Source organism: Pedobacter jeongneungensis, assembly GCF_039538295.1.
GTDB classification, from domain to species: Bacteria; Bacteroidota; Bacteroidia; order Sphingobacteriales; family Sphingobacteriaceae; genus Pedobacter; species Pedobacter jeongneungensis.
This window is the reverse complement of the sequence record NZ_BAABBY010000005.1, coordinates 324,733-347,999: the sequence shown is the minus strand read 5'-3', so window position 1 is coordinate 347,999 and position 23,267 is coordinate 324,733. Positions and strand designations below refer to the sequence as shown.

At 38.3% G+C, this 23,267-nt stretch carries 23 protein-coding genes; 14 read left to right on the top strand and 9 right to left on the bottom strand.

Annotated features, from left to right (window positions below):
• Positions 1-37: 37 nt before the first annotated feature.
• Positions 38-598, top strand: a complete 561-nt coding sequence (locus ABD769_RS11765) for a thiamine pyrophosphokinase (protein WP_344851608.1) — start codon at positions 38-40, stop codon at positions 596-598.
• On the top strand, positions 595-1,089 hold the full coding sequence (locus tag ABD769_RS11760) for a GNAT family N-acetyltransferase (protein ID WP_344851607.1): 495 nt from the start codon (positions 595-597) through the stop codon (positions 1,087-1,089). Before ABD769_RS11765 ends, ABD769_RS11760 begins: the two co-directional genes overlap by 4 nt.
• Before the next feature lie 200 nt (positions 1,090-1,289).
• On the opposite strand, the gene ABD769_RS11755 is transcribed toward ABD769_RS11760, so the two are convergent.
• Both ABD769_RS11755 and ABD769_RS11750 read right to left on the bottom strand, forming a co-directional pair.
• A complete protein-coding gene (locus ABD769_RS11755; RefSeq protein ID WP_344851606.1) occupies positions 1,290-3,731 on the bottom strand; it encodes an outer membrane beta-barrel protein in 2,442 nt (813 codons plus the stop codon).
• A gap of 487 nt (positions 3,732-4,218) precedes the next feature.
• A complete protein-coding gene (locus tag ABD769_RS11750) occupies positions 4,219-5,901 on the bottom strand; it encodes a dipeptidyl-peptidase 3 family protein (RefSeq protein WP_344851605.1) in 1,683 nt (560 codons plus the stop codon).
• A 114-nt stretch (positions 5,902-6,015) separates the two neighbouring features.
• On the opposite strand from ABD769_RS11750, the gene ABD769_RS11745 reads away from it, so the two are divergent.
• Positions 6,016-6,852 (top strand): N-acetylmuramoyl-L-alanine amidase, encoded by an 837-nt coding sequence (locus tag ABD769_RS11745; RefSeq protein ID WP_344851604.1) that lies wholly within the window; start codon positions 6,016-6,018, stop codon positions 6,850-6,852.
• A gap of 368 nt (positions 6,853-7,220) precedes the next feature.
• On the opposite strand, the gene ABD769_RS11740 is transcribed toward ABD769_RS11745, so the two are convergent.
• Positions 7,221-8,876 carry a glutamine--tRNA ligase/YqeY domain fusion protein gene (locus tag ABD769_RS11740; protein WP_344851603.1) on the bottom strand — a complete coding sequence of 552 codons (1,656 nt, stop codon included), beginning with the start codon at positions 8,874-8,876 and terminating at the stop codon, positions 7,221-7,223.
• Positions 8,877-9,113: 237 nt separating this feature from the next.
• On the opposite strand from ABD769_RS11740, the gene ABD769_RS11735 reads away from it, so the two are divergent.
• The 7 genes from ABD769_RS11735 to ABD769_RS11705 all read left to right on the top strand — a co-directional run bounded on the left by ABD769_RS11735 (position 9,114) and on the right by ABD769_RS11705 (position 14,192).
• Positions 9,114-9,533, top strand: a complete 420-nt coding sequence (locus tag ABD769_RS11735) for a cobalamin B12-binding domain-containing protein (protein ID WP_344851602.1) — start codon at positions 9,114-9,116, stop codon at positions 9,531-9,533.
• 3 nt (positions 9,534-9,536) lie between these two features.
• The gene (locus ABD769_RS11730) at positions 9,537-10,316 is read left to right on the top strand and encodes an enoyl-CoA hydratase/isomerase family protein (RefSeq protein ID WP_344851601.1); all 780 of its coding nucleotides are present in this window, start codon (positions 9,537-9,539) and stop codon (positions 10,314-10,316) included.
• A 158-nt stretch (positions 10,317-10,474) separates the two neighbouring features.
• Positions 10,475-11,893: a sigma-54-dependent transcriptional regulator gene (locus tag ABD769_RS11725; protein WP_344851600.1), complete on the top strand. Its 1,419-nt coding sequence runs from the start codon at positions 10,475-10,477 to the stop codon at positions 11,891-11,893.
• Positions 11,894-11,945: 52 nt separating this feature from the next.
• Positions 11,946-12,995: an AI-2E family transporter gene (locus ABD769_RS11720; RefSeq protein ID WP_344851599.1), complete on the top strand. Its 1,050-nt coding sequence runs from the start codon at positions 11,946-11,948 to the stop codon at positions 12,993-12,995.
• 74 nt (positions 12,996-13,069) lie between these two features.
• Entirely contained in the window at positions 13,070-13,336 is a 267-nt protein-coding gene (locus ABD769_RS11715) for a YtxH domain-containing protein (RefSeq protein ID WP_025142262.1), read from the top strand.
• A gap of 54 nt (positions 13,337-13,390) precedes the next feature.
• Positions 13,391-13,768 (top strand): phage holin family protein, encoded by a 378-nt coding sequence (locus tag ABD769_RS11710; RefSeq protein ID WP_344851598.1) that lies wholly within the window; start codon positions 13,391-13,393, stop codon positions 13,766-13,768.
• On the top strand, positions 13,755-14,192 hold the full coding sequence (locus ABD769_RS11705; RefSeq protein WP_344851597.1) for a hypothetical protein: 438 nt from the start codon (positions 13,755-13,757) through the stop codon (positions 14,190-14,192). The genes ABD769_RS11710 and ABD769_RS11705 overlap by 14 nt, the downstream gene beginning before the upstream one ends.
• Before the next feature lie 131 nt (positions 14,193-14,323).
• Here the strand turns inward: ABD769_RS11705 and ABD769_RS11700 are convergent, their stop codons facing one another.
• The 5 genes from ABD769_RS11700 to ABD769_RS11680 all read right to left on the bottom strand — a co-directional run bounded on the left by ABD769_RS11700 (position 14,324) and on the right by ABD769_RS11680 (position 18,130).
• The gene (locus ABD769_RS11700) at positions 14,324-14,815 is read right to left on the bottom strand and encodes a hypothetical protein (RefSeq protein WP_344851596.1); all 492 of its coding nucleotides are present in this window, start codon (positions 14,813-14,815) and stop codon (positions 14,324-14,326) included.
• A 109-nt stretch (positions 14,816-14,924) separates the two neighbouring features.
• Entirely contained in the window at positions 14,925-16,670 is a 1,746-nt protein-coding gene (gene aspS / locus ABD769_RS11695; protein WP_344851595.1) for an aspartate--tRNA ligase, read from the bottom strand.
• A gap of 158 nt (positions 16,671-16,828) precedes the next feature.
• Positions 16,829-17,398, bottom strand: coding sequence for a Crp/Fnr family transcriptional regulator (locus tag ABD769_RS11690; protein WP_344851594.1), 570 nt, complete (start codon positions 17,396-17,398; stop codon positions 16,829-16,831).
• Between the two features lie 13 nt (positions 17,399-17,411).
• Positions 17,412-17,636: a DUF2798 domain-containing protein gene (locus ABD769_RS11685; protein WP_344851593.1), complete on the bottom strand. Its 225-nt coding sequence runs from the start codon at positions 17,634-17,636 to the stop codon at positions 17,412-17,414.
• Positions 17,637-17,725: 89 nt separating this feature from the next.
• A complete protein-coding gene (locus ABD769_RS11680) occupies positions 17,726-18,130 on the bottom strand; it encodes a hypothetical protein (protein ID WP_344851592.1) in 405 nt (134 codons plus the stop codon).
• A 783-nt stretch (positions 18,131-18,913) separates the two neighbouring features.
• Between ABD769_RS11680 and ABD769_RS11675 the strand changes: the two genes are divergently transcribed.
• The 4 genes from ABD769_RS11675 to ABD769_RS11660 all read left to right on the top strand — a co-directional run bounded on the left by ABD769_RS11675 (position 18,914) and on the right by ABD769_RS11660 (position 22,028).
• Positions 18,914-19,471 (top strand): RNA polymerase sigma factor, encoded by a 558-nt coding sequence (locus ABD769_RS11675; RefSeq protein ID WP_344851591.1) that lies wholly within the window; start codon positions 18,914-18,916, stop codon positions 19,469-19,471.
• On the top strand, positions 19,464-19,991 hold the full coding sequence (locus ABD769_RS11670) for a hypothetical protein (protein ID WP_344851590.1): 528 nt from the start codon (positions 19,464-19,466) through the stop codon (positions 19,989-19,991). Before ABD769_RS11675 ends, ABD769_RS11670 begins: the two co-directional genes overlap by 8 nt.
• A 139-nt stretch (positions 19,992-20,130) precedes the next feature.
• A complete protein-coding gene (locus ABD769_RS11665; RefSeq protein WP_344851589.1) occupies positions 20,131-21,417 on the top strand; it encodes a hypothetical protein in 1,287 nt (428 codons plus the stop codon).
• Between the two features lie 68 nt (positions 21,418-21,485).
• Positions 21,486-22,028: a TlpA family protein disulfide reductase gene (locus ABD769_RS11660; RefSeq protein WP_344851588.1), complete on the top strand. Its 543-nt coding sequence runs from the start codon at positions 21,486-21,488 to the stop codon at positions 22,026-22,028.
• Between the two features lie 249 nt (positions 22,029-22,277).
• Here ABD769_RS11660 and ABD769_RS11655 read toward each other — a convergent pair whose 3' ends face one another.
• Positions 22,278-23,168 (bottom strand): bestrophin family protein, encoded by an 891-nt coding sequence (locus tag ABD769_RS11655; protein WP_344851587.1) that lies wholly within the window; start codon positions 23,166-23,168, stop codon positions 22,278-22,280.
• Positions 23,169-23,267: the final 99 nt, after the last annotated feature.

Here is a 23,267-nt window from a genome sequence, read left to right as displayed (position 1 = left end):
TGTATGCTTCTTAATGTGAAATTTCTATATTCGCAGTATGTCTTCACATCACATTGTAAAAGAAAAACAGGAGCCGGCTTTATTTATAGAAGAGCTTGGAAATTTTAACGAAGAACTTTTAGGTCAGCTGTTAGAATGGAGCCCAACCTTATTGGTTAATGGCGAAAATTATGATAAAATATTTTCTCTCGGTTTAAAGGTTGATGTTTTAGTGAATGGCAACGGACAGGAAGTACAGGAAGATACCAAAATAATTCAGGGGCCTGTTGATGCTTTAATGGTGGCCATTAATTACCTGTACGAAGAAAAATATCCTGCAGTAAATGTGATCACCCGTAAATTCGATTTAGAAAAATACGCAGGCTTTGAAGACAAAATCAACCTGGTTGTTTTTACCGAAAGGGCTAAACATTATCCGATTAAATCGGGATTTTCGGTTTGGAAACCTGCAGGAAGCGAGTTTTTGATCCACGGCAACCGATACCTTGAGGTAACCAACCTGATGCAGGATGAAGACGAAATTTTTAAAGTGGTTAACGATGGTTTTGTAGAATTCACCTTTTCCGGACAACCTATTTTTATTAGCGAACCGATATGATTACCCTTAGAAAAGCAAAAGAAGAAGATTTAGAAATCATCAGGGATATTGCAGCGGTTACCTGGCCTTCAACTTACCTGGATATTATCGGACAGGCGCAGATTGATTACATGCTGGATAAAATGTACAACAGAGGCGAACTATTAAAACAATTGATGGAGGGGCATATTTTCCTGATTGCCGAAGAAGGCGAAAATCAATTTGGCTTTGCAGGTTATTCCATCACCGGGCATGAAGAGCGGATTTTCAAGCTGCACAAACTTTATGTATTGCCATCAGCACACGGTAAAGGCGTGGGTAAAATTTTGATTAATGAAGTATTTAATCAGGTAAAAGATGCCGGTGGAAGTGCTTTACAATTAAATGTAAACAAACATAATAAAGCCAAAGATTTCTACCTAAAAGGAGGTTTTACCGTTAAAGAATCGGTGAAAATCGATATCGGCGGAGGTTTTTTTATGGATGATTATGTAATGGAGTACAGGTTTTAACACCTCTAAAATTCCCGTCATTTCGAGCGGAGTGCAACGAAGTCGGAAACCACGTAAGTGCTCAGCGAAGCTAAATCTATCTCGGGATAGATCTCTCCCTGCCCGTAGCAGGCGGGCGCTACACTGCATTTCAGTCGGGATAACGACTTTTTTTTAACGAAAAGCCTCAAAATCTTAACAATTCTGAGGCTTTTTTATTCCTAATTCTTCATCCTTCCCTGTTCCGATTCAGTTCCAGTTGATCTCCGGCGAGCGGGTTTAATCTCATTCTTGCCAAAGCGGTAAGTAAAACTGATCCGGCCCACCTGACTTTCATTTTTCTGACGCACTTCGTAGGTTAAACCAGAATATATACTCGATAAATTGGTTTTATAGGTATTAAACACATCCGATAAAGCCAGTTTTAAACTTGCTTTTTTATTAAATAACGTTTTACTTAAACCGGCATCGATAGAGTAACGGGGCCTGATCGCGAAAGTGCCATAATCAAGCGGCGATTCATAACTGCCATTCAGTTCTGCCGTGAAACCGCTCATAATGGTAAAGGTTTGCTGCGTTTTAAACTGAAAAGATGTTTTTCCTGTTTTTAATTCCTTCCCCGACAAATCCGGCGCCTGGAAACTCAGGTAAAAAACATTTAAATTATTATTCATCTGCCACCATTTCGTCACCTGAACAGGGATATTCAAATTGGCGTTGTAGCTGATGTTTTTGGCAAGGTTTGCATTGGTTTGGTACAGGGCTTTTTGAGCAGTATCTGGCAAAAGCACTTCCATAATAACGTCGTTAACCCTGCTGTATCCAACTGATAACATATATTTTTGCAATAAAGTATAACTCAGTTCAAAATTATTGGTGTATTGCGGGTTCAGAAAAGGATTCCCTTTATTATAAGTGTATTGATCCAGATAATACACAAAAGGATTTAAGGCATCGTAACTCGGGCGATCGATCCTTCTGCTGTAAGAAAAGCCCAATTGATTGTTTTTGGAAAGCGTTTGCTGAACAAACAATGTTGGAAAGAAATCCCAGTAACTCCGCTCCACAACAGTATTAGTGGTGATCAAATTCCCTTTCGAGTTGGTCTGTTCCATCCTTAAACCAATCTGTACACTCGTATTTTTAAGTTGCTTGTTTAAATTGGTATAAGCTGCATTTACGTTTTCATCATAAATAAACTGGTTGCTGCGGCGTACATCGTTCTGCCAGTTATTGTTTACAAATTCTTCAGCCTGAAGGTCGTTATTGGTTTTAACCCAGCTGCTTTTTACCCCCGCCTCTAGTTTAATGGTTTTAGTTAACGAAACATTATAATCAACTTTAAATGCTTTAATATCTATAATAGATGGCGTGTTATTTCTGGTGTACATAATAGGTCGCATTCTTTCCCCATTAGCAAACAGGTAATCGTTATCATACTTCGACCCATCATTTCCGTTGTACCTTGAATAATCTACATCAGCAGAAATTTCCGACCCGGCGGTATCTAAAACCGACTTATAGTTTAAATTGTAAGAAAGATTATTGTATTTATTGGTTTGCAAAGTATTCGAAATCAGTATGGAATCTGTTTTCTGAAAAGAAGGACCAATTAACGTATTATTTACCGAGGCCTCTGTACCGTGGTTAAAGTAACCGTTTACCAATACACCAATGGTATTTTTCTTATCGATAAAATAATCTAAACCTGCTTTAAAGTTGTTGTTCTGTTGCTTTCTTAAACTGCTGCCAACCTGCATAAAATAGGTGTCCGGTGTTCCGTTTGAAATCCGGTCGATGTCAATGCGGTTTTCGCGCTCGTTCCTGCCATAATTATAATTGCCAAAAAGATTCAGTTTTTGTGTTCTATGGTTAAGGTTTAAACCCGCATTGCCCCTAAAGTTTTTTCCATATCCGGCTGTTCCGGTTAAACTGCCATTTGTACCACCGTTTTTATTTTTCTTGGTTTTAATGTTGATGATTCCCGAATTACCCGAAGCATCGTATTTTGAAGAAGGATTGGTGATCAGCTCAATACTTTCGATTTCTGAACTTTGCATATTACGGAGTAAATTGGCCACATCGGCGCTGCTCATGTAAGTCTGTTTTCCATCCAGCTGAATCAGTACACCCTGTTTACCCATCATCGAAATTTTATCGTTCTGATCTACCGTCACGCCGGGCGCTTTTTGTAAAACTTCCAGCGCAGTAGAACCGGTCATGATGGCACTGTTAGAAACGTTCATTACGATCTTATCCATTTTTCTTTCGATTAACGGTTTGGTTACCGCTACACTCACTTCTTTTAGGTTCTGGGCTGTTGCAACAAGCTGTGCCGTTCCAAAATCCACTTTCTGGTTATCTTCTGTTAAAACAATGATTTTACTTTTCAGCGTTTTATAACCCATATTGCTGGCTTTATAAAAGTAGCTTCCCTTAGAGGCCACATTAAAGCCAAAGGTTCCGTTCGGATCAGTAAAAGCTGTTTTAACAATGCTCGAATCAGCCGCTTTAAAGAGTACAACTGTAACATAATCGGCAGGTTTTTTATTCTCATCCAAAATTATCCCGCTGATGTTGGCTTTGGGATTTGTTTGTGCAAAACCCATTGTGGCATTTAAAAACAGCGTTAATGTTAACGATATGGTGTAAAATATTTTCATTTTCAGGTTTTATTATCTTAAAAAAATGGGCAAAAAGATTCCACAACGCTTTTACATGCGCTTTTTACTTTGTGCTTGCTTATTTAAAGTTTAGCTCGGAACGAAAGGTTCCCCATTGTTTAGTTATAAATAAGACGACCGTTTTTTGAAAAGGTTACAAGGATTTTGAAAAAGTCTGAAGTCCGCAGTCCTGAGTCCTCAGTCGGACGTCCGATAACGGAAGTTTAGCGTTATAACTTCGCAGTAACTAATGAACAATCTTTTTAAAAAAGGCACGAAGACACCAGGAAGTTTCAGTTGGCAATTGGCAGTACTCAAATCCAGATCATGCCAATTAACCAATTAACCCCCTGAGCGTTGCCGAAGGAAACAATTACCCAAATAAAAAATGGCCAATAATCAATTGCAATTACCAATAAAAAAGCCACAAATCAACAAGTTTAAACCTGCTGATTTATGGCCTTTAGATCCCCTGAATGAGAAAATATTATTTTACGCCGAGTACATCAACTCCTTGTTCGAAAACAACATCAACCGGAATATTCTTTTTGGTTAAGCGGTCAAGATCGGTTTGAAGTTCCGGGTGGATAATTGCTTTTTCTTTTTGCGCTTTTTCTACCGCAACTTTATCGCCATTGCCCTGGAGGGTGATAATAAATGCACTTAAATCGTTCATGGCAGTTGCAAATTTCTCAAAATTAACCTTGTACGTACCTTTGGCAGTACGTTCGAAAGCTCCTTTTTCCTGGAAATAATTAAAACACTGCATGTTGGCTTTTCCATGCGCTTCTGATACCCCAAAGCGCACCGAGCGTAAAATACCAGCCATAAATGTGGTGTAGTAATCTTTAATATCTCCTTTTAATTCGCCTTTTTTAAGCAGACCAGTTACCATGTACAAGCCTAAAATATCGGCCTTACCTTCTTCTAACCAGCTATATTGTTCTTTTAGTGCTGCACGTACAAATCCTTTTCCGGTAATGGTTTTTTTAATACCCAAACCATGCGCCACTTCATGAAACATGACGTTAGCAAAAAAAGCGTCGAATTTAATGTATTGTTGCTGATCGGCATCAATCAGTTCTTTAGAAATCGGCACCAGAATCTTATCAAATTTAGCCTGCATCGCATTTTTTAACTGCGAACGACGGGTGCCTTTTTCCTGTTGTATTTTTTCATCGTTCGGAAGGTTAACGGCAATGGTTTTCGATCCCGCGTTACAGTCACCGGCATAATAAACCACATCGTATGCATTGAGTTCAGAATCTGTACCCGGGGTTTCAGCTTTATATTTAGCTGCAACAGGCAGGTTTTTCTGCAATTCAGGCAACATTTTAACATATTTTGCTAAACGTTTGCTCCACTCTTTATCTTTAATTAAAACATAAGCTTCGTAACTGGTACGGGCATTAAAGAGTTTATCTTCATAGTTTTCAATCGGACCGATAATAATGTCCAACCCATTGGTTTTCATATCCAGCCAGGCATAATCACTCGCCGTAAAATTATCTGTAACCAGGGCATCAGCCCTTAAGTTTAAATACTTTTTCAAACCTGCATCTTCCGTAATTAAAGCAGCCTGTTTAAGGAGAGAACTCACGCGTTGCAATTCTGAAGCATATAAAACGTGGTAAGGAACAGTAGATAATTTCCCCGTACTATCTTTCTGAACCACAGAATATGCACCAAATTTATCAGCCAGGTCAGATTTTTCTATCGCGTCCTTTGTAATTCCATAAGGATAAAAAGAGGCCCCTTCTGGTTTAGCACCCACGCCTTCAACAAAAGGTTTGTCGTTATTTAACCTATCCCAGGGACCATAATTGATATTTAAGAAATCACGTGTTTTTTCATCTTTAATGGTTGCCAGCAAGCTATCCCTTTGCGGATAGGCCTGTTTCCAATACAGCTCGTCCATAATTTCTGCCGCCTGGATCAGCAAAGGCAAAATTTTACGGTCGTTAACACTTAATTGGTTGATATTGGTAGTGAGCTTAACTTTTTCGTAAATGGCCAGACGCTGAGCAACATAATTTGTCAGGCTATCTTTTTGTATTGTTACAGTGGCTTTTCCATCTGCAGGTTTATTATCGCCTGTACAAGATGTTATTGACCCGGCCGAAATAGCAATTGCAGATAAAATCAGGGTTGATTTGTATAAATTCTTCATATTAAAGTATATCGCTGCTAAATTAGTAAATTTTGAAAGCTTTGTATAAAGTTTGATGTATTGACTTAAGTTTCCTATAACTTTGTAACTTCATCCCATTAACAATTCATGCCCATGTTATTTTCCAGATTATCAAAGTCAACTTCTATTTTATCTTTTTCTCTCGTACTCATTTTATCGGCCTGTAGCACCAATAAATACGCTGCAACAGAAAAAATATATAAAGATAAGGCAAAAGATTTTTCGAAAATAATCAGTACCGTGCCCCCAACAGGTCAGCTTTATGATTCGTTAGAAGCAACAAATCAGGAGTGGGTTGGTTCTGTAAATTTTGGGATACGTAAACCAAATTTTGTGGTGATCCACCATACGGCGCAAGATAGTCTGGCACAAACGATTAAAACATTTTTCTCTACCAAAGCAGGTACCAGTGCACATTATGTAATCAGCAGAGATGGTAAGGTAGTACACATGGTTAACGATTACCTCCGCGCCAACCACGCCGGAATAAGCAAATGGGGCAAAGATACCGACCTTAATTCTTCATCAATTGGGATAGAATTGGATAATAATGGATTAACAGACCCATGGCCGGATGCACAGATTAATAGTTTGCTGAAGTTATTGGCTACATTGAAGAAAACCTATAACATTCCAACTGCAAATTTTATTGGCCATTCCGATATTGCGCCAAAACGTAAAAACGACCCGAAAAATTTCCCCTGGAAAAAACTCGCTGATAAAGGCTTCGGTTATTGGTATGATGATGTACTAAAAAACCCACCTGCTGATTTTAACACCGAAATGGCCTTAAAATATATCGGTTACGATACCAGCAATCTGCCGGCAGCAATTACAGCTTTTAAAATCCATTTTATACAGAGTGATATTACACCGATTTTAACACCGGTTGATATTTTGGTGCTTTATAATGTGTATGCGAAGTACTAGGCGGGTGGCGTTCGGCGGTTAGCGCAAATGAGTCCGAAAAGTTGGAGGACGATGTCTGAAGTTTTGGTGCAAAATACTCTTCTCAGCGTACTTCGCGTCGCTACTTTGCGAGCTTCACATTTTAGTAATGGAAGATGTAAAATGGATGATGGAATGATTTGGCGCCAAAACCCACCAATGGCTAATGACCAATCAACCTAATCATTTTTTGCGGTTATGATGGAAGATGTAAAATGGATGATGGAATGATCTGGCGCCAAAACCCACCAATGACCAATGACGAATAAACCAACGAACTAAAAAAAAGCACAGATAAATCACGCTAATCTGTGTTCATCTGTGCCTATCTGTAGCCAAAAAAGAAAAAACTAGTTTGGCTTCTTAAATGTATCTTTTAGTGTTACCGTTCTATTGAAAACCAATTTATCGGCAGTAGAATCTTTATCCAAACAGAAATAACCTTTACGGATAAACTGGTAACGGCCATCTAAATCTGCATCGGCTAAAGCCGGCTCGATGTAAGCATTTGGCAACACCGTTAAACTTTCAGGATTTAAATAATCTTTAAAATCACCTTCTTCCGCATCTGGTGTTTCCGAAGTAAATAAACGGTCGTATAGGCGGATTTCAGCCGTTTTAGCATGTGGCGCACTTACCCAATGGATAGTACCTTTAACATTGATACCGCTGGTATCGCTTCCGCTTTTCGATTCAGGAATGTAAGTACAACGGATTTCGGTAACGTTTCCGTTTTCATCTTTCACAAAATCTTCGCACTTCACAATGTAGGCAAATTTTAAACGAACCATTGCACCCGGCGCCAAACGGAACCATTTTTTAGCCGGTACTTCCATAAAATCTTCACGCTCAATCCAAAGCTGGCTGCTAAAAGGAATTACGCGGGTACCTCCTCCATCTTCAGCTTCCGGATTGTTCTCGCCGATTAAATCTTCTGTTCCTTTTTCGTAATTGGTAATTACCAGTTTAATCGGATCTAAAACTGCCATTACGCGGTTCGCTGTTTTGTTCAGGTCCTCGCGGATGCAGAACTCCAACAAACTTAATTCAATTAAATTCTCGCGTTTGGCAATACCAATACGCTCACAAAATTTGCGGATACTTTTTGGTGTGAATCCTCTTCTGCGCAGGCCCGAAATTGTAGGCATCCGTGGGTCGTCCCAACCGCTTACCAGCTTCTCGTTAACCAATTGCAAAAGCTTACGTTTGCTCATTACCGTACTGGTAAGATTTAAACGGGCAAATTCATATTGTTTAGAAGGGAAAATCTCTAATTTTTCGATAAACCAATCGTATAGTTCGCGGTGCGAAACATATTCTAAAGTACAAATCGAGTGTGTGATGTTTTCAATGCTATCACTTTGTCCGTGGGCAAAATCATACATCGGGTAAATGCACCATTTGTTGCCTGTACGGTGATGCTCAGCATGTTTAATGCGATAAATAATCGGATCGCGCATCAACATATTCGGACTTGCCATGTCGATTTTAGCCCGCAAAATATAAGCACCATCGGCAAATTCACCATTTTTCATTTTGGTAAAAATATCGAGGTTCTCTTCAATGGTACGGTTACGGTGTGGACTGTCCTGACCAGGTTCTGTTGGTGTGCCTTTTAAAGCTGCAATTTCATCTGCCGAACTTTCATCCACATAAGCCAATCCTTTTTCGATCAGCTTAACTGCAAAACCATAAAGTTCATCAAAATAATCTGATGCATACAATTCATTTTTCCAGTTAAAACCCAGCCACCTGATATCTTCCTGCTGGCTGTTAACGTATTCTGTTTTCTCCGTTACCGGATTGGTATCATCAAAACGCAGGTTGGTATAACCGCCATATTTTTGTGTTAGTCCGAAATTTAAGCATATTGCTTTCGCGTGGCCGATGTGCAGATAACCATTAGGCTCCGGAGGGAAACGCGTAACCAAAGTTTCATACTTACCACTATTTAAGTCGTTCTCAACAATTTCTTCAATAAAGTTCAATGACTTCTCTTCACTCATAAAAACCTGTAAATTAGGAATGCAAATGTAAAAAGATTGAGCGTATTTATGCAATGATTAACGGTTTATTAGCATACAGTTAACATTAGTGGCAATAGAATTTCATTAATAGTTGTAAAATGATGTGCCGGTTTGCTCTTACAGGCAATGGCTATGAAGCATCAGCCATAATCTATACGGCCTGTTTCTCTATTCGTTAATAAAATCAATACATTTACATCAACTTAATATTCATTTATGAGCAAAATATTAAACCGGCCTATACGCGTTCTGGTGGCTAAAGTTGGCCTGGATGGTCACGACAGGGGCGCCAAGGTAATCGCCACTTCTTTACGCGATGCCGGCATGGAAGTAATTTATACGGGCCTCCGCCAAACACCAGAAATGGTGGTAAATACGGCACTCCAGGAGGATGTTGATGCCATCGGGATTTCGATACTTTCTGGTGCGCATATGACCGTTTTTCCAAAAATTATCCATTTTATGAAAGAAAAACAGATGGATGATGTGTTATTAACCGGTGGAGGAATTATTCCGGAGGCCGACCGGTTAAAACTTGCCAGCCTCGGCGTTGGAGAATTATTTCCGCCGGGCACAACAATGGCAAGTATTGTAGAATATATTCAAAATTGGGTTACTGAAAACAGAAATTTTTAAGCAATGGCATACCAGAATTTAATTACAGAAGTAAAAGAAAACATTTTATACATTACCATAAACCGCGAAAAATCACTTAACGCGTTAAATAAGGATACTTTAGCCGAACTCGCCGACGTAATTGCTTATGCAGGCAAAACCGATGAAGTGAGGGGCGTTATTTTAACCGGGGCGGGAGAAAAAGCTTTCGTTGCAGGCGCTGATATTAAGGAGTTTGCAGATTACAGCGGCAAACAGGGAGAAGAACTGGCCAAACGCGGACAAGATGAGGTATTTAATGCCATCGAAAATTCGCCAAAATTATTTATTGCTGCAATTAATGGATTTGCACTAGGCGGCGGACTGGAACTTGCGATGGCCTGTCACATCCGTATTGCATCCGAAAACGCCAAATTAGGACTTCCTGAAGTAACTTTGGGTCTGATACCAGGCTATGGTGGTACCCAGCGACTTACACAGCTGGTCGGAAAAGGCAAGGCAATTGAACTTATTGCAACGGCTAATATGATTACTGCCGAAGAAGCGGGAAAAATTGGCCTGGTAAACCATGTTGTTCCGCAAGCGGGTTTAACCGGCAAGGCAGAAGAAATCCTCAATGTGGTTAAGCAACGCGCGCCTTTAGCCATTTCTGCTGCCATAAAATCGGTAATTGCTTCTTTAAATGATGATAATGGCTATGCAACAGAAATAGAATCTTTCGGCAAATGCTTTGAAACTGCTGATTTTAAAGAAGGGGTTACCGCATTTTTAGAAAAAAGAAAAGCCAGTTTTACAGGACATTAACAACCGTGTAGTATTAAATCTATTCGCAAAAATCAAAAGTGTAGAAAATATTTCCCACTGTCATAATTTTTGAGTAATTATGTGTGATTTAATCTAAATATTTTTGACTCATCCTACTTAATTATTTGGGGTTCTTTAATCAATAAAAAATCCTATTAATGAAAAATAAAATACTTATAATCGACGATGAAATAAATGTAGGGCTATTATTATCCAGGTATCTAACTAAAAACGGCTTTGAGGTTTCAAATACCACAACAGGTACTTCAGCAATAGAGATGCTGGAAAATGAAAAGTTCGACCTGATTTTATGCGACTATCGCCTTGACGATACAGATGGCAGAGAAATTTTAAAACACGTAAAGGAAAATTATCCTGCCACCGGTGTTATTATTATTACAGGTTACTCAGATATCAGGCTTGCTGTAGAGCTGATTAAAATGGGCGCTTATGACTACATCGTTAAGCCGCTCTACCCCGATGAGATCTTAAATACCGTAAACAAATCGCTGGAGACTAAAAAAGCATTAAAAAAACACAGCAGCAATAAAAACGAAAATAAGGCAGAAATACTTAATTTTCCTAAATATGTTGAAGGTAAAAGCAAACCTTCATTAAAGCTTTTAGAGCAGATTAATCTGGTTGCACCAACCAATTACAGCATTATTTTGCACGGAAAAAGTGGCACAGGAAAAGAATGTGTAGCCAAAACCATTCACCTGAACAGTTTACGCAAAAATGAACCCTTTGTGGCCATGGACTGTGGTTCTTTAAGCAAAGAACTGGCTGCAAGTGAGTTTTTCGGGCATGAAAAAGGATCGTTTACAGGTGCATTATCTACCAAAGTAGGGCATTTTGAACAGGCCAACGGCGGCACCTTGTTTCTTGATGAGGTAGCCAACCTATCGTACGAAACCCAGGCTATCTTACTAAGGGCCGTGCAGGAACGAAAAATTAAACGCATAGGCAGTACAAAAGAAATAGACCTCGATGTGAGGATTATTATTGCCACAAATGAAAATCTCGAAAACTGTATTCAAAAAGGAACATTCAGAGAGGATTTATACCACCGCTTTAACGAATTTTCCATCAACGTTCCATCTTTAAAAGACAGAAGTGAAGACATACTCGTTTTTGCAGATTGTTTTCTGGCAGAAGCAAACGAAGAACTTAATAAAAACATTGTTTCTTTTTCTAAAGAAGTTAAAAATTGCTTTTTAACCTACAACTGGCCCGGTAATGTACGCGAACTTAAAAATGTAATCAGGCGCGTGGCTTTACTAACTAACGGACACCAGATTGAAATGAGTGCTTTGCCGCTGGAATTCGAAAAGGTCAGTTCTGCTAAAAGTCAGCAGCGCGAAAAAAGACTTACCGCCTTAAAAAAATCAGGCAATACCGCCCAGGATTTGAAGAAACTAACTAAAGAAGCAGAATATACTGCCATTTTAAATGTTTTAAAAGAAGTTAACTTTAATAAAACCAAGGCGGCCAAAATACTCCAGATCGACAGAAAGACACTGTATAATAAAATAAAGGTGAATAATCTCAATGAAGAAGAAATTGAAAATCGATAAAACAAAACAGGCTCATTTGGTATTTTAAAGAATAATCCAAGCGTCCTAAATTATGTCAGTATTTTCTTATAAACAGCGTAACAACATTAACCTTGTTATCATTATTGCGCTTGGAATTTTAATTGCTTATTCTTTACAGAGTATTTTTAGCGCCATCCTGAGCACCCTGGTATTGTACACCATGATGCGGCCCGCTTACATTCACCTCGCAGAAAATAAAGGATGGAATAAAAGGTTTGTGGCTATTTTACTTATCACCATCAGCATTATTTTAATTGTATTGCCTTTTTATGCGCTAAGCAGCATGGTAATCAGCAAAATTTCAGAGCTACGCAGCAACGAAATCTTTTTTAAAAACCTTTTGGTTAAATTACAGCATCTTATCCCAATAAAAATTAACCAGGAACTGATTCAGGACGGCATGAACCGCTTAGGCAACTGGGCCACACAGCTTTTTCCCTCGCTTATTTCGAGTGCAGTAAATATTATACTGAGTTTACTGGTGATGTACTTTTTACTCTATTTTATGCTGATTGAACGGAAAAAATTCGAATTTTCATTAATAAAATATGCTCCTTTCAGAGAACAGAATGCGCTCCGGTTTGGTGATGAAATGCGGAATACCACTTATGCTAATGTACTAGGCCAGGGATTAATCTGTTTGGTACAAGGATCGTTAGTAAGCCTTTCATTTTATGTTTTGGGGTATAAAGACCCTGTTTTCTGGGGCGTTATCACTACATTTATTTCATTTGTCCCGGTTTTGGGCCCTCCTGTTGTTTTTGTACCCGCTGCCATTTTGCAAATTGCCAATGGAAATAATTTTGCCGGCTGGGCCATGCTTATTTTTGGTTTTGTAGTAATTATTAACATCGATAACGTGCTGCGTTTCATCATTGCAAAAAAAGTTGGCAACATTCATCCCATAATTACAGTAATTGGCGTAATTATTGGTATTCCTTTATTCGGAATATTAGGCCTTGTTTTTGGCCCCTTGCTATTGTCTTATTTTATTTTGCTTATTAAAATTTACGAAACCAGTACGCTTGCATCAGAAAGATTGGAAAGAATTAAAACAAATAATGAGCATAGTGAGTTATAAATATAGCTTAACAATAAAATAATGTAGTAGTTTTATATTGTACATAATTGTTAAACCCTTAAAATACATTAATTATGAATGATAACTCAAAAGTTGTAGTTGCGCTTTTAGCTGGATTAGCTGCCGGTGCAGCCCTAGGAATTTTGTTCGCACCAGATAAAGGTGATGAAACACGTGATAAATTAAGTCAATCGTTAAAAGATCTGGGCGACTCTATCAAAGATAAAGCTGCTGATGAAATTAACAACCTGGCGAGCTTGAAAGATAAAGTGGTGAGCTCTATCAAAACCAAATTGAGAAGTGTAGAAGAAGAATACAGCGACGACGTAGAGCACGCTTAATAAATAAAATATTGCATAGCCGGGTATTTTGCCCGGTTAAATCTCATCTGAATTATGCAGGAGAATAAAGATAAAAGTATAGAAGATCTTTTAGACGATGCTAAAGGCTTTTTAGAAGCCCGGGTAGAGTACACCAGACTTTATATTGTAGAAAAAGCATCGAAAATTTTTGCCGATCTGGTAACCAGTACTGCCGTTATTGTTTGCTTTATATTAGCCTTTTTATTTGGCTCTGTAACCCTGGCGCTGTACGTATCCGATCTTTTGGGCAGTTATGCGGGTGGTTTTGGCTGTGTTTCCTTGTTCTATATTTTATTGGCCATCATTGTTTATTTAACCAAGGATAAATACATCGAAAAAGCAATTATCAATATAGCCATTAGAAAATACTTCGATAAACTTGCAGATAAGGAGGAAGATGAGAAGCTATAAAGACATCCGCAACCTGAACGACCTGCAGGCTAGAAAATTAGAACTTAAGGTTGAGTACACACTTAAGCAGAATATGCTTAAAACGGATACCAAAACGTTTCTTAAACAGTTTACGTTAGGTGCTCTGATTAAAAGGTACGCCACGCCGAATAACCTATTTAAAGCCGACGAAAAGTTAAACATCAGCGGCACTGCCATGTCGTTACTTTTACCCATGGTAATGAATAAAACCATATTCAGAGGTGCAGGCTTTTTAACAAAGGCAGCCGTTGGTTTAATTTCGGGCAAAGTAGGCAAATCACTAGACGCTGAACATTTGTCGGCCATTTTTAACTCGGTTAAAGGCTGGTTTGGCAAAAAGAAAGAAAAAAAGGACAAGAAGTTTATTGATTATGGCATTCCGCCTGATAGTGAAACTTATTAGTTCAGTGGTTCATTTGCCATTTGTTTATTAGTTAGCAAATTGCAGATATCATTTCAAACAAAAAAGCCTCGAAATTTAAAAATTTCGAGGCTTTTTTGTTAAATTTTAATGAAAAGTTGAACATGGTTTTATCAATATTTCAATATATTCAATACTTTATTTCCCTTAATTACCCGCTCTACGAATTCCATTATTTTGGGATAAAATGAAGTTGAAAATTCATCATTTTCATTAACATACATTGAATTTTTTATTACGTCCATCGATTTTTTAAAATCAACAGCATCTATTACTGAATTTGGGTTAAGCTCATCACCATCCCAACCCCTACCTTCATTAAATTCATTAATAAAGTTGGGTAAAGCTTTGTAATTATCTTCAGTTATACCTTCGTAATGCCAAAATGATAAATACTCCTCAAACTTACCATCTCCAAAATGTATGGCTAATTTCTCATCCTCGAATTCAGCCCAAATAAATTTATCTTCAGGTCCGCCACAATTTTCAGCCCCACAAATTGGACATATAGCTATATGTTCGACAAATTTTTCTATAATTTTCAGTCTATGCTCAAATTTCTCATTGTTAACATTGCAAGAATAGTCGAAATATTCACTTTCCATCTTGTTAAACTTCAAGATTCTGTATAGTTTTTTATATAACTAATAACGAAATGAGCATACTTGGCCTCCCAATTATGACCAATAAACTAATGGCCAATGACCAATAAACCTATAGATCCGTCTTAATTTTTAATTCTTTCAATTGCTTCTCATCAATAGTACTCGGACTATCAATCATTACATCCCTGCCTGAGTTATTTTTAGGGAATGCGATTACATCACGGATTGAATCTAAACCTGCGAAAATTGAAGTTAAACGATCGAAACCAAAAGCAATACCACCGTGTGGAGGTGCGCCAAATTCGAAAGCATCCATTAAGAAACCAAATTGTTTTTGTGCTTCTTCTGCACTGAAACCTAAATGTTTAAACATTAAAGCCTGCAATGTACGGTCGTGGATACGGATAGATCCGCCGCCAACTTCGGTTCCGTTAATAACCATATCGTAAGCATTGGCCCTTACTTCACCAGGTTTAGTATCCAGCAAGGCAATATCTTCAGGCTTAGGCGAAGTAAACGGGTGGTGCATGGCATGGTAACGTTCTGTTTCTTCATCCCATTCTAAAAGCGGGAAATCAAGTACCCACAGGGCAGAAAAAGCGTTTTTATCACGTAAACCCAAACGGTTACCCATTTCTAAACGAAGCTCGTTTAATTGTTTACGAACTTTATCAGTAGTACCTGCTAAAATCAGCAATAAATCGCCTTTTTCGGTTGCGAAAGCCTCACTCCATTGTTTCAGGTCTTCTTCGTTAAAGAACTTATCTACTGATGATTTAATGGTTCCATCTTCGTTATGACGGGCATAAATCAGGCCGGTAGCACCAATTTGCGGACGTTTAATAAAATCAGTCAGTTCATCTAATTGCTTACGTGTATAGCTTGCAGCGCCTTTAGCGTTAATACCCACAACCAGTTCAGCATTATCGAAAACAGGGAAACCTTTTCCTTTTACCAGATCGTTGAGCTCTACAAACTGCATTGCAAAGCGGGTATCGGGTTTATCAGAACCGTATAAACGCATCGCATCAGCGTATTGCATACGCGGAACCTCCGGTAAATCGTAATTACGCACTTCTTTAAATAAGGTACGGATTAAACCTTCAAAAGTATTTAAGATATCTTCCTGCTCAATAAACGACATTTCGCAGTCGATCTGTGTAAATTCGGGCTGACGATCGGCCCTTAAATCTTCATCCCTGAAACATTTTACAATCTGGAAATAACGGTCGAAACCCGAAACCATTAACAATTGTTTAAAGGTTTGCGGCGATTGAGGCAAAGCATAAAACTCACCTTCGTTCATGCGGCTAGGCACCACAAAATCCCTGGCACCCTCCGGTGTTGATTTGATCAATACAGGTGTTTCTACCTCAATAAAATCTAAAGCATCTAAATAACGGCGAACCGATTGTGCCATTTTATGACGCAAAACCAGGTTATTACGAACCGGGTTACGGCGTAAATCCAGATAGCGGTATTTCATACGCAACTCATCACCACCGTCTGTTTCATCATCGATCATGAAAGGAGGCAATTTTGCAGCATTTAAAATCTCCAGAGCTGAAACTTTAATTTCAACATCACCTGTTGACATTTTTGGGTTTTTGTTGCTTCTTTCTACAACCGTACCAACCGCTTTAATTACAAACTCACGGCCTAAAGTACGTGCAGTTTCACAAAGCGCTTTATTGTCGTCCATGTTAAAAACCAACTGGGTAATACCATAACGATCGCGGATATCGATAAAAGTCATACCGCCCAAATCTCTTGATTTTTGTACCCAACCACATAACGTAACACTTTCGCCTAAGTTATTTAGGTTTAATGCACCACAAGTTACTGTTCTTAACATATATATAATCTAAATTGAGCGGCAAAAATACCGATTTTGTTTTAAAGTTCAGCGCAGAAGATTTAAGGAAATTTTGCAATAGAAGATTTGCCTTTGTGGACCGCGGAGGCACGAAGAACCCAAAGAAAAAGTAACACTATTTAATGCCTTGCTTAAATTTATGCTTTTGATTTCAATCTGCTCAGCGTTTCCTGAGAAATATTTAAATAAGAGGCCACCATTTTGTTCGGCATACGCATCACCACGTTTGGGTTTTGCGCCAGCAACTGGCGGTAACGTTCGGTTGCATCGAGCGTAATAAACGACATTAAGCGGTTGGTATTGGTTACATAGGCATATTCCAGGTAATGGCGGTAGAGTTTTTCCCATTGAGGAATAATTTTAAGCAATTCGTAAAAATCGCTTTGCCAGATAAAATATACCTCGGTATCTTCTATAGCCTGAACATATTCTTTAGAAATTTCGCCGGTAATAAAACTAACCAAAGCGGTTGCAAACTGGTTTTCGAAGGCAAAATGCCTGGTGGCTTCAGCACCGCCTTCGGTAAGAAAAAAAATCCTCAAACAGCCACTTACGACAAAATAAATCCTTTGTGGTTTTTCGCCAGGATTAACCAGGATTTCATTTTTTTTTAACTTTTGTGGTTTAAAATACGACAATACTGTTTCCAGATCCGGATCGCTGATCGTGATTTTTTCCTTAATATAATCCGGAAGCAGTTTGTACATATTTATAAATAATTTAAGGTTTACCTGCAATTTTTTCAGCAAGCTTACGGGCGTTCGGAATAATGATAAATGCTGCAAAATAAGCTACGGGCAGCATAACGCTCCATGCTTTTAAAAATTTGATTATCCAGTCTTCACCAAAACCGTAATTGCGCATTAAACCTACAAAAGCCATAATTAATGTCATGGGTATTACCACAAATAAAGTATTGATGTACCTAAAGTATTCTTTTTTCATTTTATATTTTTTCTAATACTCAAAAGTGCAGGTATTAAAAGGCCTAACCTTTGATGTAGGTCAAAAAATGAAAGAGCTATACATTTAGCCTAATACTTTTCTTCTAACACAATTTCGAGCGCAATTACCCTCCATTCCCCTTTAATATTTTTCCAATGGTAAATTTCTTCCGTCTGGATGGTCTGTTTTTTGGAAAAAACCAGCAGCTTAGGTTTTAAAATAATTGATTTTCGGGCAATTTTCTCAGTAAAAACATCATCTTCAATAGCTGATTTTATCCGGTAATAACTGGTATGGATTTCTTTAGCATTGTTGAAATGTTTTTTTATATCGATGGTATAATCACGTTTATTTATAGCTGATTTTTCGAAAGGGGCAAAACTAAAAGCATCATCAAACATGGCTGCGTAAGCCGTTAAATCTTTATTTTCTAAAGCCAGGTTTGCTTTTTGGTGTAGCTCGTTAATGGCAGAAATAATTAAATCGGTTTCCATGGCATGAAGTTAATGGTTTGTAGCAGGGTTTTCAAATTTATGATGATGAGGAAGCTGATTTTCCACAAATGTCAAAAAAATTGAAATCGTGAATTTTTGAATAGTTATAAAATGTTTTTCATATTATGGAAATGAAAGGATAGCATTTCATAGGTGCTGTAGTCCCGCCATCCGCTTTATTCCGATGAAAAATCGGGATGCCTGCTCCTGTCGGGTTTATTTAACAAAGGTTCGTTTCAAGGCATAAAACTTTGTATCTAAACCCGATTGCCGGGAAGAGCTTCCGATCCTTCATCGGAACTCGTACCAAAAAGCGGGACTGCAACGGCCAAAGGCACAGAACCAACCATTTCCTAATAATCTTAATATTTTTTCTTTTTTAGGAAATGAAAGATCAGCCTTTCATAGGCACTGTAGTCCCGCCATCCGCTTTATCCCGATGAAAAATCGGGATGCCTGCTCCTGTCGGGTTTATTTAACAAAGGTTCGTTTCAAGGCATAAAACTTTGTATCTAAACCCGATTGCCGGGAAGAGCTTCCGATCCTTCATCGGAACTCGTACCAAAAAGCGGGACTGAAAATGCCAAAAGCACAGAACTGCTCATTTCCAATTTATAATAAAACATTTTTTACAAACCAAAGCGCTTATCTTATTCCTTTCCTGAAACTCGCAGCACATTAAATTTTAATCTTAATACTGAATTAACATATTTTAAACTTTTTTTATACCTTGATGCAACGTTTTAAAATCCCTTATGTCTTATAATCAGAATATTCGAAATTTTGGAAGCCGTTTACATCGATAAAAACCTGGACCTCGTAAAAAAATGCATGCAGGGCAGCCGCGCAGCACAGTTTGAATTGTACAAGCTGTATGCCAAGGCCATGTATAATGTGGCGCTGCGCATTTTAAATTATGAGGAAGAGGCTGAGGATGTTTTACAGGAAGCATTTTTGGATGCTTTTACCAGAATTGTTGATTTTAGGCAGGAAACCACCTTCGGACTTTGGCTCAAGCAGATTGTGATCAACAAATCCATCAATTACCTGCGTAAACGCAAGATGGAATTTGTAGGTACGGAAGAAATATCGGAAGTGCCGGATGAAGATAGTTTTGACGACAGTGAAGTGCAGTTACAGGCAGAAGAGATCAGACAGGCCATTACCCAGTTACCCGATGGTTACCGCGTGGTACTGAGCTTGTACCTGTTAGAAGGTTACGACCATGAAGAGATTGCACACATTTTAAAAATAAGTGAAAATACCAGTCGTACACAGTACATGAGGGCAAAAAAGAAGTTAAAAAGTATTTTAGAACAGAAAGGGATGAGAGATGAATAACAGATTAGAAACCTTTGTAAAGGATAACCGTAAAGCTTTTGATATCATGGAGCCATCGGCCGATCTTTGGGCAAAGATTGAACAGGGTTTAGATGCTAAAAAGAAAAAAAAGCCGGTAAAGCTGTATTTATGGATGAGTGTAGCAGCAGCTATTGTAGTGGTTTTCGGTTTAGTTTGGCTGTACGCCGGAAGGTTACAAAACAAAGATTTAGAAATAGCCGACGTTAGTGCTTCGTATGCAAAAAAAGAAGTCCACTTTGCAGGCTTAATTACTGAAAAAAGAGATAGTTTGGCCATTTTCGCCTCGGCAAACCCTGAATTATATAAAAAATTTACTGCCGACCTGAGAAAGCTTGATGAAGATTACGAAAGGTTAAAGGCAGAACTGCCAACCTCGCCCAACCAAACTTTTGTGGTAAAGGCCATGGTTAAAAACCGCGAAATACAGTTACAGTTATTAAAACAACAATTATTGATTATTAACCAGGTTGACGATTATAAAAGGGTTAACCAGATATAAATTAAAACAGTAGCCGAAATCAGTCTTGATACCTGATTTACACTACCTGATACCAGGAGGAGAACGCTCACCACATTTACATTGCTTATTACCAGCCGGCAGGTTTTAAGCTTTTAAATGTTTAACAATTAACAAACACATGAAAACGATAAAAATATTTTTAGCCTTTATGGCTTTAATCGCCGTAAAAACCAATGCACAAGAAATTGCGGTGAATAACCCAACTGAAAAAGCAGTTGCAGAAGCTTCCGATAAGTCGACTTCGCTGGCTATGGTGAGTTACTCAAAAAGCACCCAAACAGGGAGTGACGCCGAACGTTCTAAATCTTTTAGCAAGAGTTTTAGTGTAGATAATAATGATAAGATTAATTTAAACAACCAATACGGAGCCATCACCATTAAAACCTGGGACAGGAAGGAAGTAAAAGTAGATGTAGACATTAAAGCTTACAGCAATTCGGATAGTGATGTACAAAGATTGATCGACGGTGTAAATATCGACGCTTCTAAAAACGGAGATGTGGTTTCTGTTAAAACCAATATGGGCGACAGGAACGGACGTTATGGCCGCGGTGTTAAAAACGGGGTAACCACCTGGAGGAGGGAAGTTAAGGTAATTTATACGGTTTACATGCCGGCTATAAATCCTTTAACAGTTTTACAACAATACGGCAGTGTAGAAATGGGCAATTTTGCCGGTCCTACATCTTTAAAAGTTGAGTATGGCAATCTGGTTGCAGGTAATTTAAGCAACGCTAATAATTACATTAATGTGCAGTATGGTAAATGTGATATTCAGGATTTAAATGCTGCCGTGGTGAAACATGAATACAATGGCCCGGTAACAATCGGTGCTGTTGGCACCTTAGAACTTGATGCAGAATACGTTGCGGTAAACATTAATACCATCAGAAAATCGGCTGATATTAAGGTGCAATATGGCAAGGGCCTAACCATTGGCACCATTGGCGGTAACCTGCTTTTAAATTCAGAATATGCCAAGGTAAATATCAATACGGTGCGGGGCAATACGGTTGCCAAACAGGCTTATGGCGACTTAAATATCGCTTCAGCAGGTAAAATAGTAGTAAATGCAGAATATTCTAACGTTACTTTGGGTACCTTAAATGGCGATGCGAATATTAACATGGACTACAACCGTTTGAGCGTAAATGAAATTACAGCCGCCTGCAGAAACTTCAGTTTTGGTGGAGAATATGTAAGCGTAAGCCTTGGCTTTGCCGACCGTTATAATGGTACTTTTAATGTTTCTACCTCTTATGCCGGATTTAAATATGGTTCGAACGTAACCTCGAGCATGGTAAGCAAAGATGATGAAACTAAAAAATATTCGGGTAAGATTGGCAGCGGTGGTGCTTCAAACGTATCTGTTAAAACCGAGTACGGGTCGGTTACTTTTAAATAAGAATTTTAAAACCAAACAAACTATAAAGTCCTGCCGCATTGGCAGGACTTTTTTTATATTTATCGCCGATGAAATTTTTACTGATTACCCTGCTTTCTGTTTTTTCGCTAAAAGTGCTGGCGCAAGATGCTCCGGTTAAATGGGCTACACAGGAAACCTTTTTCGAAGATTTAGCAGGAAAAGAACTCCCGGCTTTTAAAGGATTAACGATTAACAAAAAAGCTTTCAGCAATGCTGATTTAAAAAACCAGGTAACCGTAATCAATTTCTGGTTCGAAAAATGTCCGCCCCGCATTGCCGAAATGCCTGAGTTAAACAGGCTGGTAACCAAATATGGCGAAAATGGCGTGAGGTTTATCGGTATTACCCACGATGCTCCTGCAAGCGCCAAACGTTTTCAAAAACGGAATGGTTATCAATATGAAATTGTTTCTTTGAGTAAAGATGAAATCCGCAGGTTGAACATCAATCATGGTTTTCCATCAAATGTTCTGGTAGGCAAGGATGGAAAGATTATTTATGCTACAGCAAATATTTCATTTACAGATCCTCAGTTTAAAGCTAAGTCGGTTTTGTTTGAAGAGAAGTTAAATACCACTCTGTCATTCTGAACGCAGTGAAGAATCTGTGAAGCATTGGAAAGGATGATCTTTGCTGGACATTATGAAGCTAATTTTCATTGGATAAGGCATCTTAAATATTGCGTTTGGGCAAGCGATCGTTGTAAGATTGCTTCGTGCCTCGCCATAACGAAAAATCTATTAAAATATCCTCTGGTCTTAGCGTCTCGCTAAGATCCAAAAGAATAGTTGAAATGCTTAGCTTAGTTTTTGATTTGTCAGCAAGAAAGTTGTTAAAATTTAAAGAATATATTCGTCATTGATTGGTTTAACAGGTTCTGGAATTTCTTCTTCTTCCAGCATTTGTAACAGGTTAATTTCGATGGTCCGGGTGATTTGATTAAGCGGTACACCTGCAGAATTGTTTTCGAAAGGATTTACCAGACTCATCCCGTTAATCTGTGTAGAAACAAATACGAAACCAATCAGCCAGCCTAAAAATATGGCTGCAGGTCCGGCATCCTGACTAATTACAAGGGTAAAAGTTACCACAAACAACCAGATAAATACCTTAGTTAAATAGGTGTAGGTGGTTGGAAATATCGTATTTTTTATCCTTTCGCTCATTCCCATCGAATCTGAAAATCGGGTAAGCATTTCATTAATTTCTATAAAACGGAAACCATCAATTTTATTTGCTTTTGCTAACTTCTGCAAATCCCGCGATTGGATGTTAAGCAGGGCATTGTGTGCATTATTGTGTTTTTTTATTTCATTTAAATCGGCTTCCGGTAGATATTTGGTATAAATTTCATCAACCGTGTTTCTTAAATTAGCTTTTAGCGCATATAAAAAAGCGATATGCCTGTACACCATGCGTTTCACACTTTCTTCATCCTCATCAACATAATTAATCAAAGCCCGTGCATAAGAGCGGGAATCGTTTACCAATGCACCCCATACTTTCCGGGCTTCCCACCACCGATCGTAAGCCTGATTATTGTTAAAACCGATAAAAAAAGCAATTGCTGTACCTAAAACGGTTGGAATAATGGATGGAATGGAGAAATGGTGGGCAATTAAATATTCGCGCACAAGATACGCTGCCGTACAGGAAGCGATCATAATCAGATCAACGTGCCATGTATTTCTTAAAATCCTGCTTAACCGGATGTTCTGTATTAAAAGCATATATTTTGATTGGAAACAATTGTTACGGTTGAAAATACAAAACTAAAGCTGAAATGTTTTAGAATGTAACAAATTAATTGACAGACAGTACAGGTTGCC

Bases quoted from the DNA above. Each gene is read 5' to 3' on its own strand.
- ABD769_RS11765 (WP_344851608.1), top strand. From the start codon at position 38: ATGTCTTCACATCACATTGTAAAAGAAAAACAGGAGCCGGCTTTATTT.
- ABD769_RS11760 (WP_344851607.1), top strand. From the start codon at position 595: ATGATTACCCTTAGAAAAGCAAAAGAAGAAGATTTAGAAATCATCAGG.
- ABD769_RS11755 (WP_344851606.1), bottom strand. From the start codon at position 3,731: ATGAAAATATTTTACACCATATCGTTAACATTAACGCTGTTTTTAAAT.
- ABD769_RS11750 (WP_344851605.1), bottom strand. From the start codon at position 5,901: ATGAAGAATTTATACAAATCAACCCTGATTTTATCTGCAATTGCTATT.
- ABD769_RS11745 (WP_344851604.1), top strand. From the start codon at position 6,016: ATGTTATTTTCCAGATTATCAAAGTCAACTTCTATTTTATCTTTTTCT.
- ABD769_RS11740 (WP_344851603.1), bottom strand. From the start codon at position 8,876: ATGAGTGAAGAGAAGTCATTGAACTTTATTGAAGAAATTGTTGAGAAC.
- ABD769_RS11735 (WP_344851602.1), top strand. From the start codon at position 9,114: ATGAGCAAAATATTAAACCGGCCTATACGCGTTCTGGTGGCTAAAGTT.
- ABD769_RS11730 (WP_344851601.1), top strand. From the start codon at position 9,537: ATGGCATACCAGAATTTAATTACAGAAGTAAAAGAAAACATTTTATAC.
- ABD769_RS11725 (WP_344851600.1), top strand. From the start codon at position 10,475: ATGAAAAATAAAATACTTATAATCGACGATGAAATAAATGTAGGGCTA.
- ABD769_RS11720 (WP_344851599.1), top strand. From the start codon at position 11,946: ATGTCAGTATTTTCTTATAAACAGCGTAACAACATTAACCTTGTTATC.
- ABD769_RS11715 (WP_025142262.1), top strand. From the start codon at position 13,070: ATGAATGATAACTCAAAAGTTGTAGTTGCGCTTTTAGCTGGATTAGCT.
- ABD769_RS11710 (WP_344851598.1), top strand. From the start codon at position 13,391: ATGCAGGAGAATAAAGATAAAAGTATAGAAGATCTTTTAGACGATGCT.
- ABD769_RS11705 (WP_344851597.1), top strand. From the start codon at position 13,755: ATGAGAAGCTATAAAGACATCCGCAACCTGAACGACCTGCAGGCTAGA.
- ABD769_RS11700 (WP_344851596.1), bottom strand. From the start codon at position 14,815: ATGGAAAGTGAATATTTCGACTATTCTTGCAATGTTAACAATGAGAAA.
- aspS (WP_344851595.1), bottom strand. From the start codon at position 16,670: ATGTTAAGAACAGTAACTTGTGGTGCATTAAACCTAAATAACTTAGGC.
- ABD769_RS11690 (WP_344851594.1), bottom strand. From the start codon at position 17,398: ATGTACAAACTGCTTCCGGATTATATTAAGGAAAAAATCACGATCAGC.
- ABD769_RS11685 (WP_344851593.1), bottom strand. From the start codon at position 17,636: ATGAAAAAAGAATACTTTAGGTACATCAATACTTTATTTGTGGTAATA.
- ABD769_RS11680 (WP_344851592.1), bottom strand. From the start codon at position 18,130: ATGGAAACCGATTTAATTATTTCTGCCATTAACGAGCTACACCAAAAA.
- ABD769_RS11670 (WP_344851590.1), top strand. From the start codon at position 19,464: ATGAATAACAGATTAGAAACCTTTGTAAAGGATAACCGTAAAGCTTTT.
- ABD769_RS11665 (WP_344851589.1), top strand. From the start codon at position 20,131: ATGAAAACGATAAAAATATTTTTAGCCTTTATGGCTTTAATCGCCGTA.
- ABD769_RS11660 (WP_344851588.1), top strand. From the start codon at position 21,486: ATGAAATTTTTACTGATTACCCTGCTTTCTGTTTTTTCGCTAAAAGTG.
- ABD769_RS11655 (WP_344851587.1), bottom strand. From the start codon at position 23,168: ATGCTTTTAATACAGAACATCCGGTTAAGCAGGATTTTAAGAAATACA.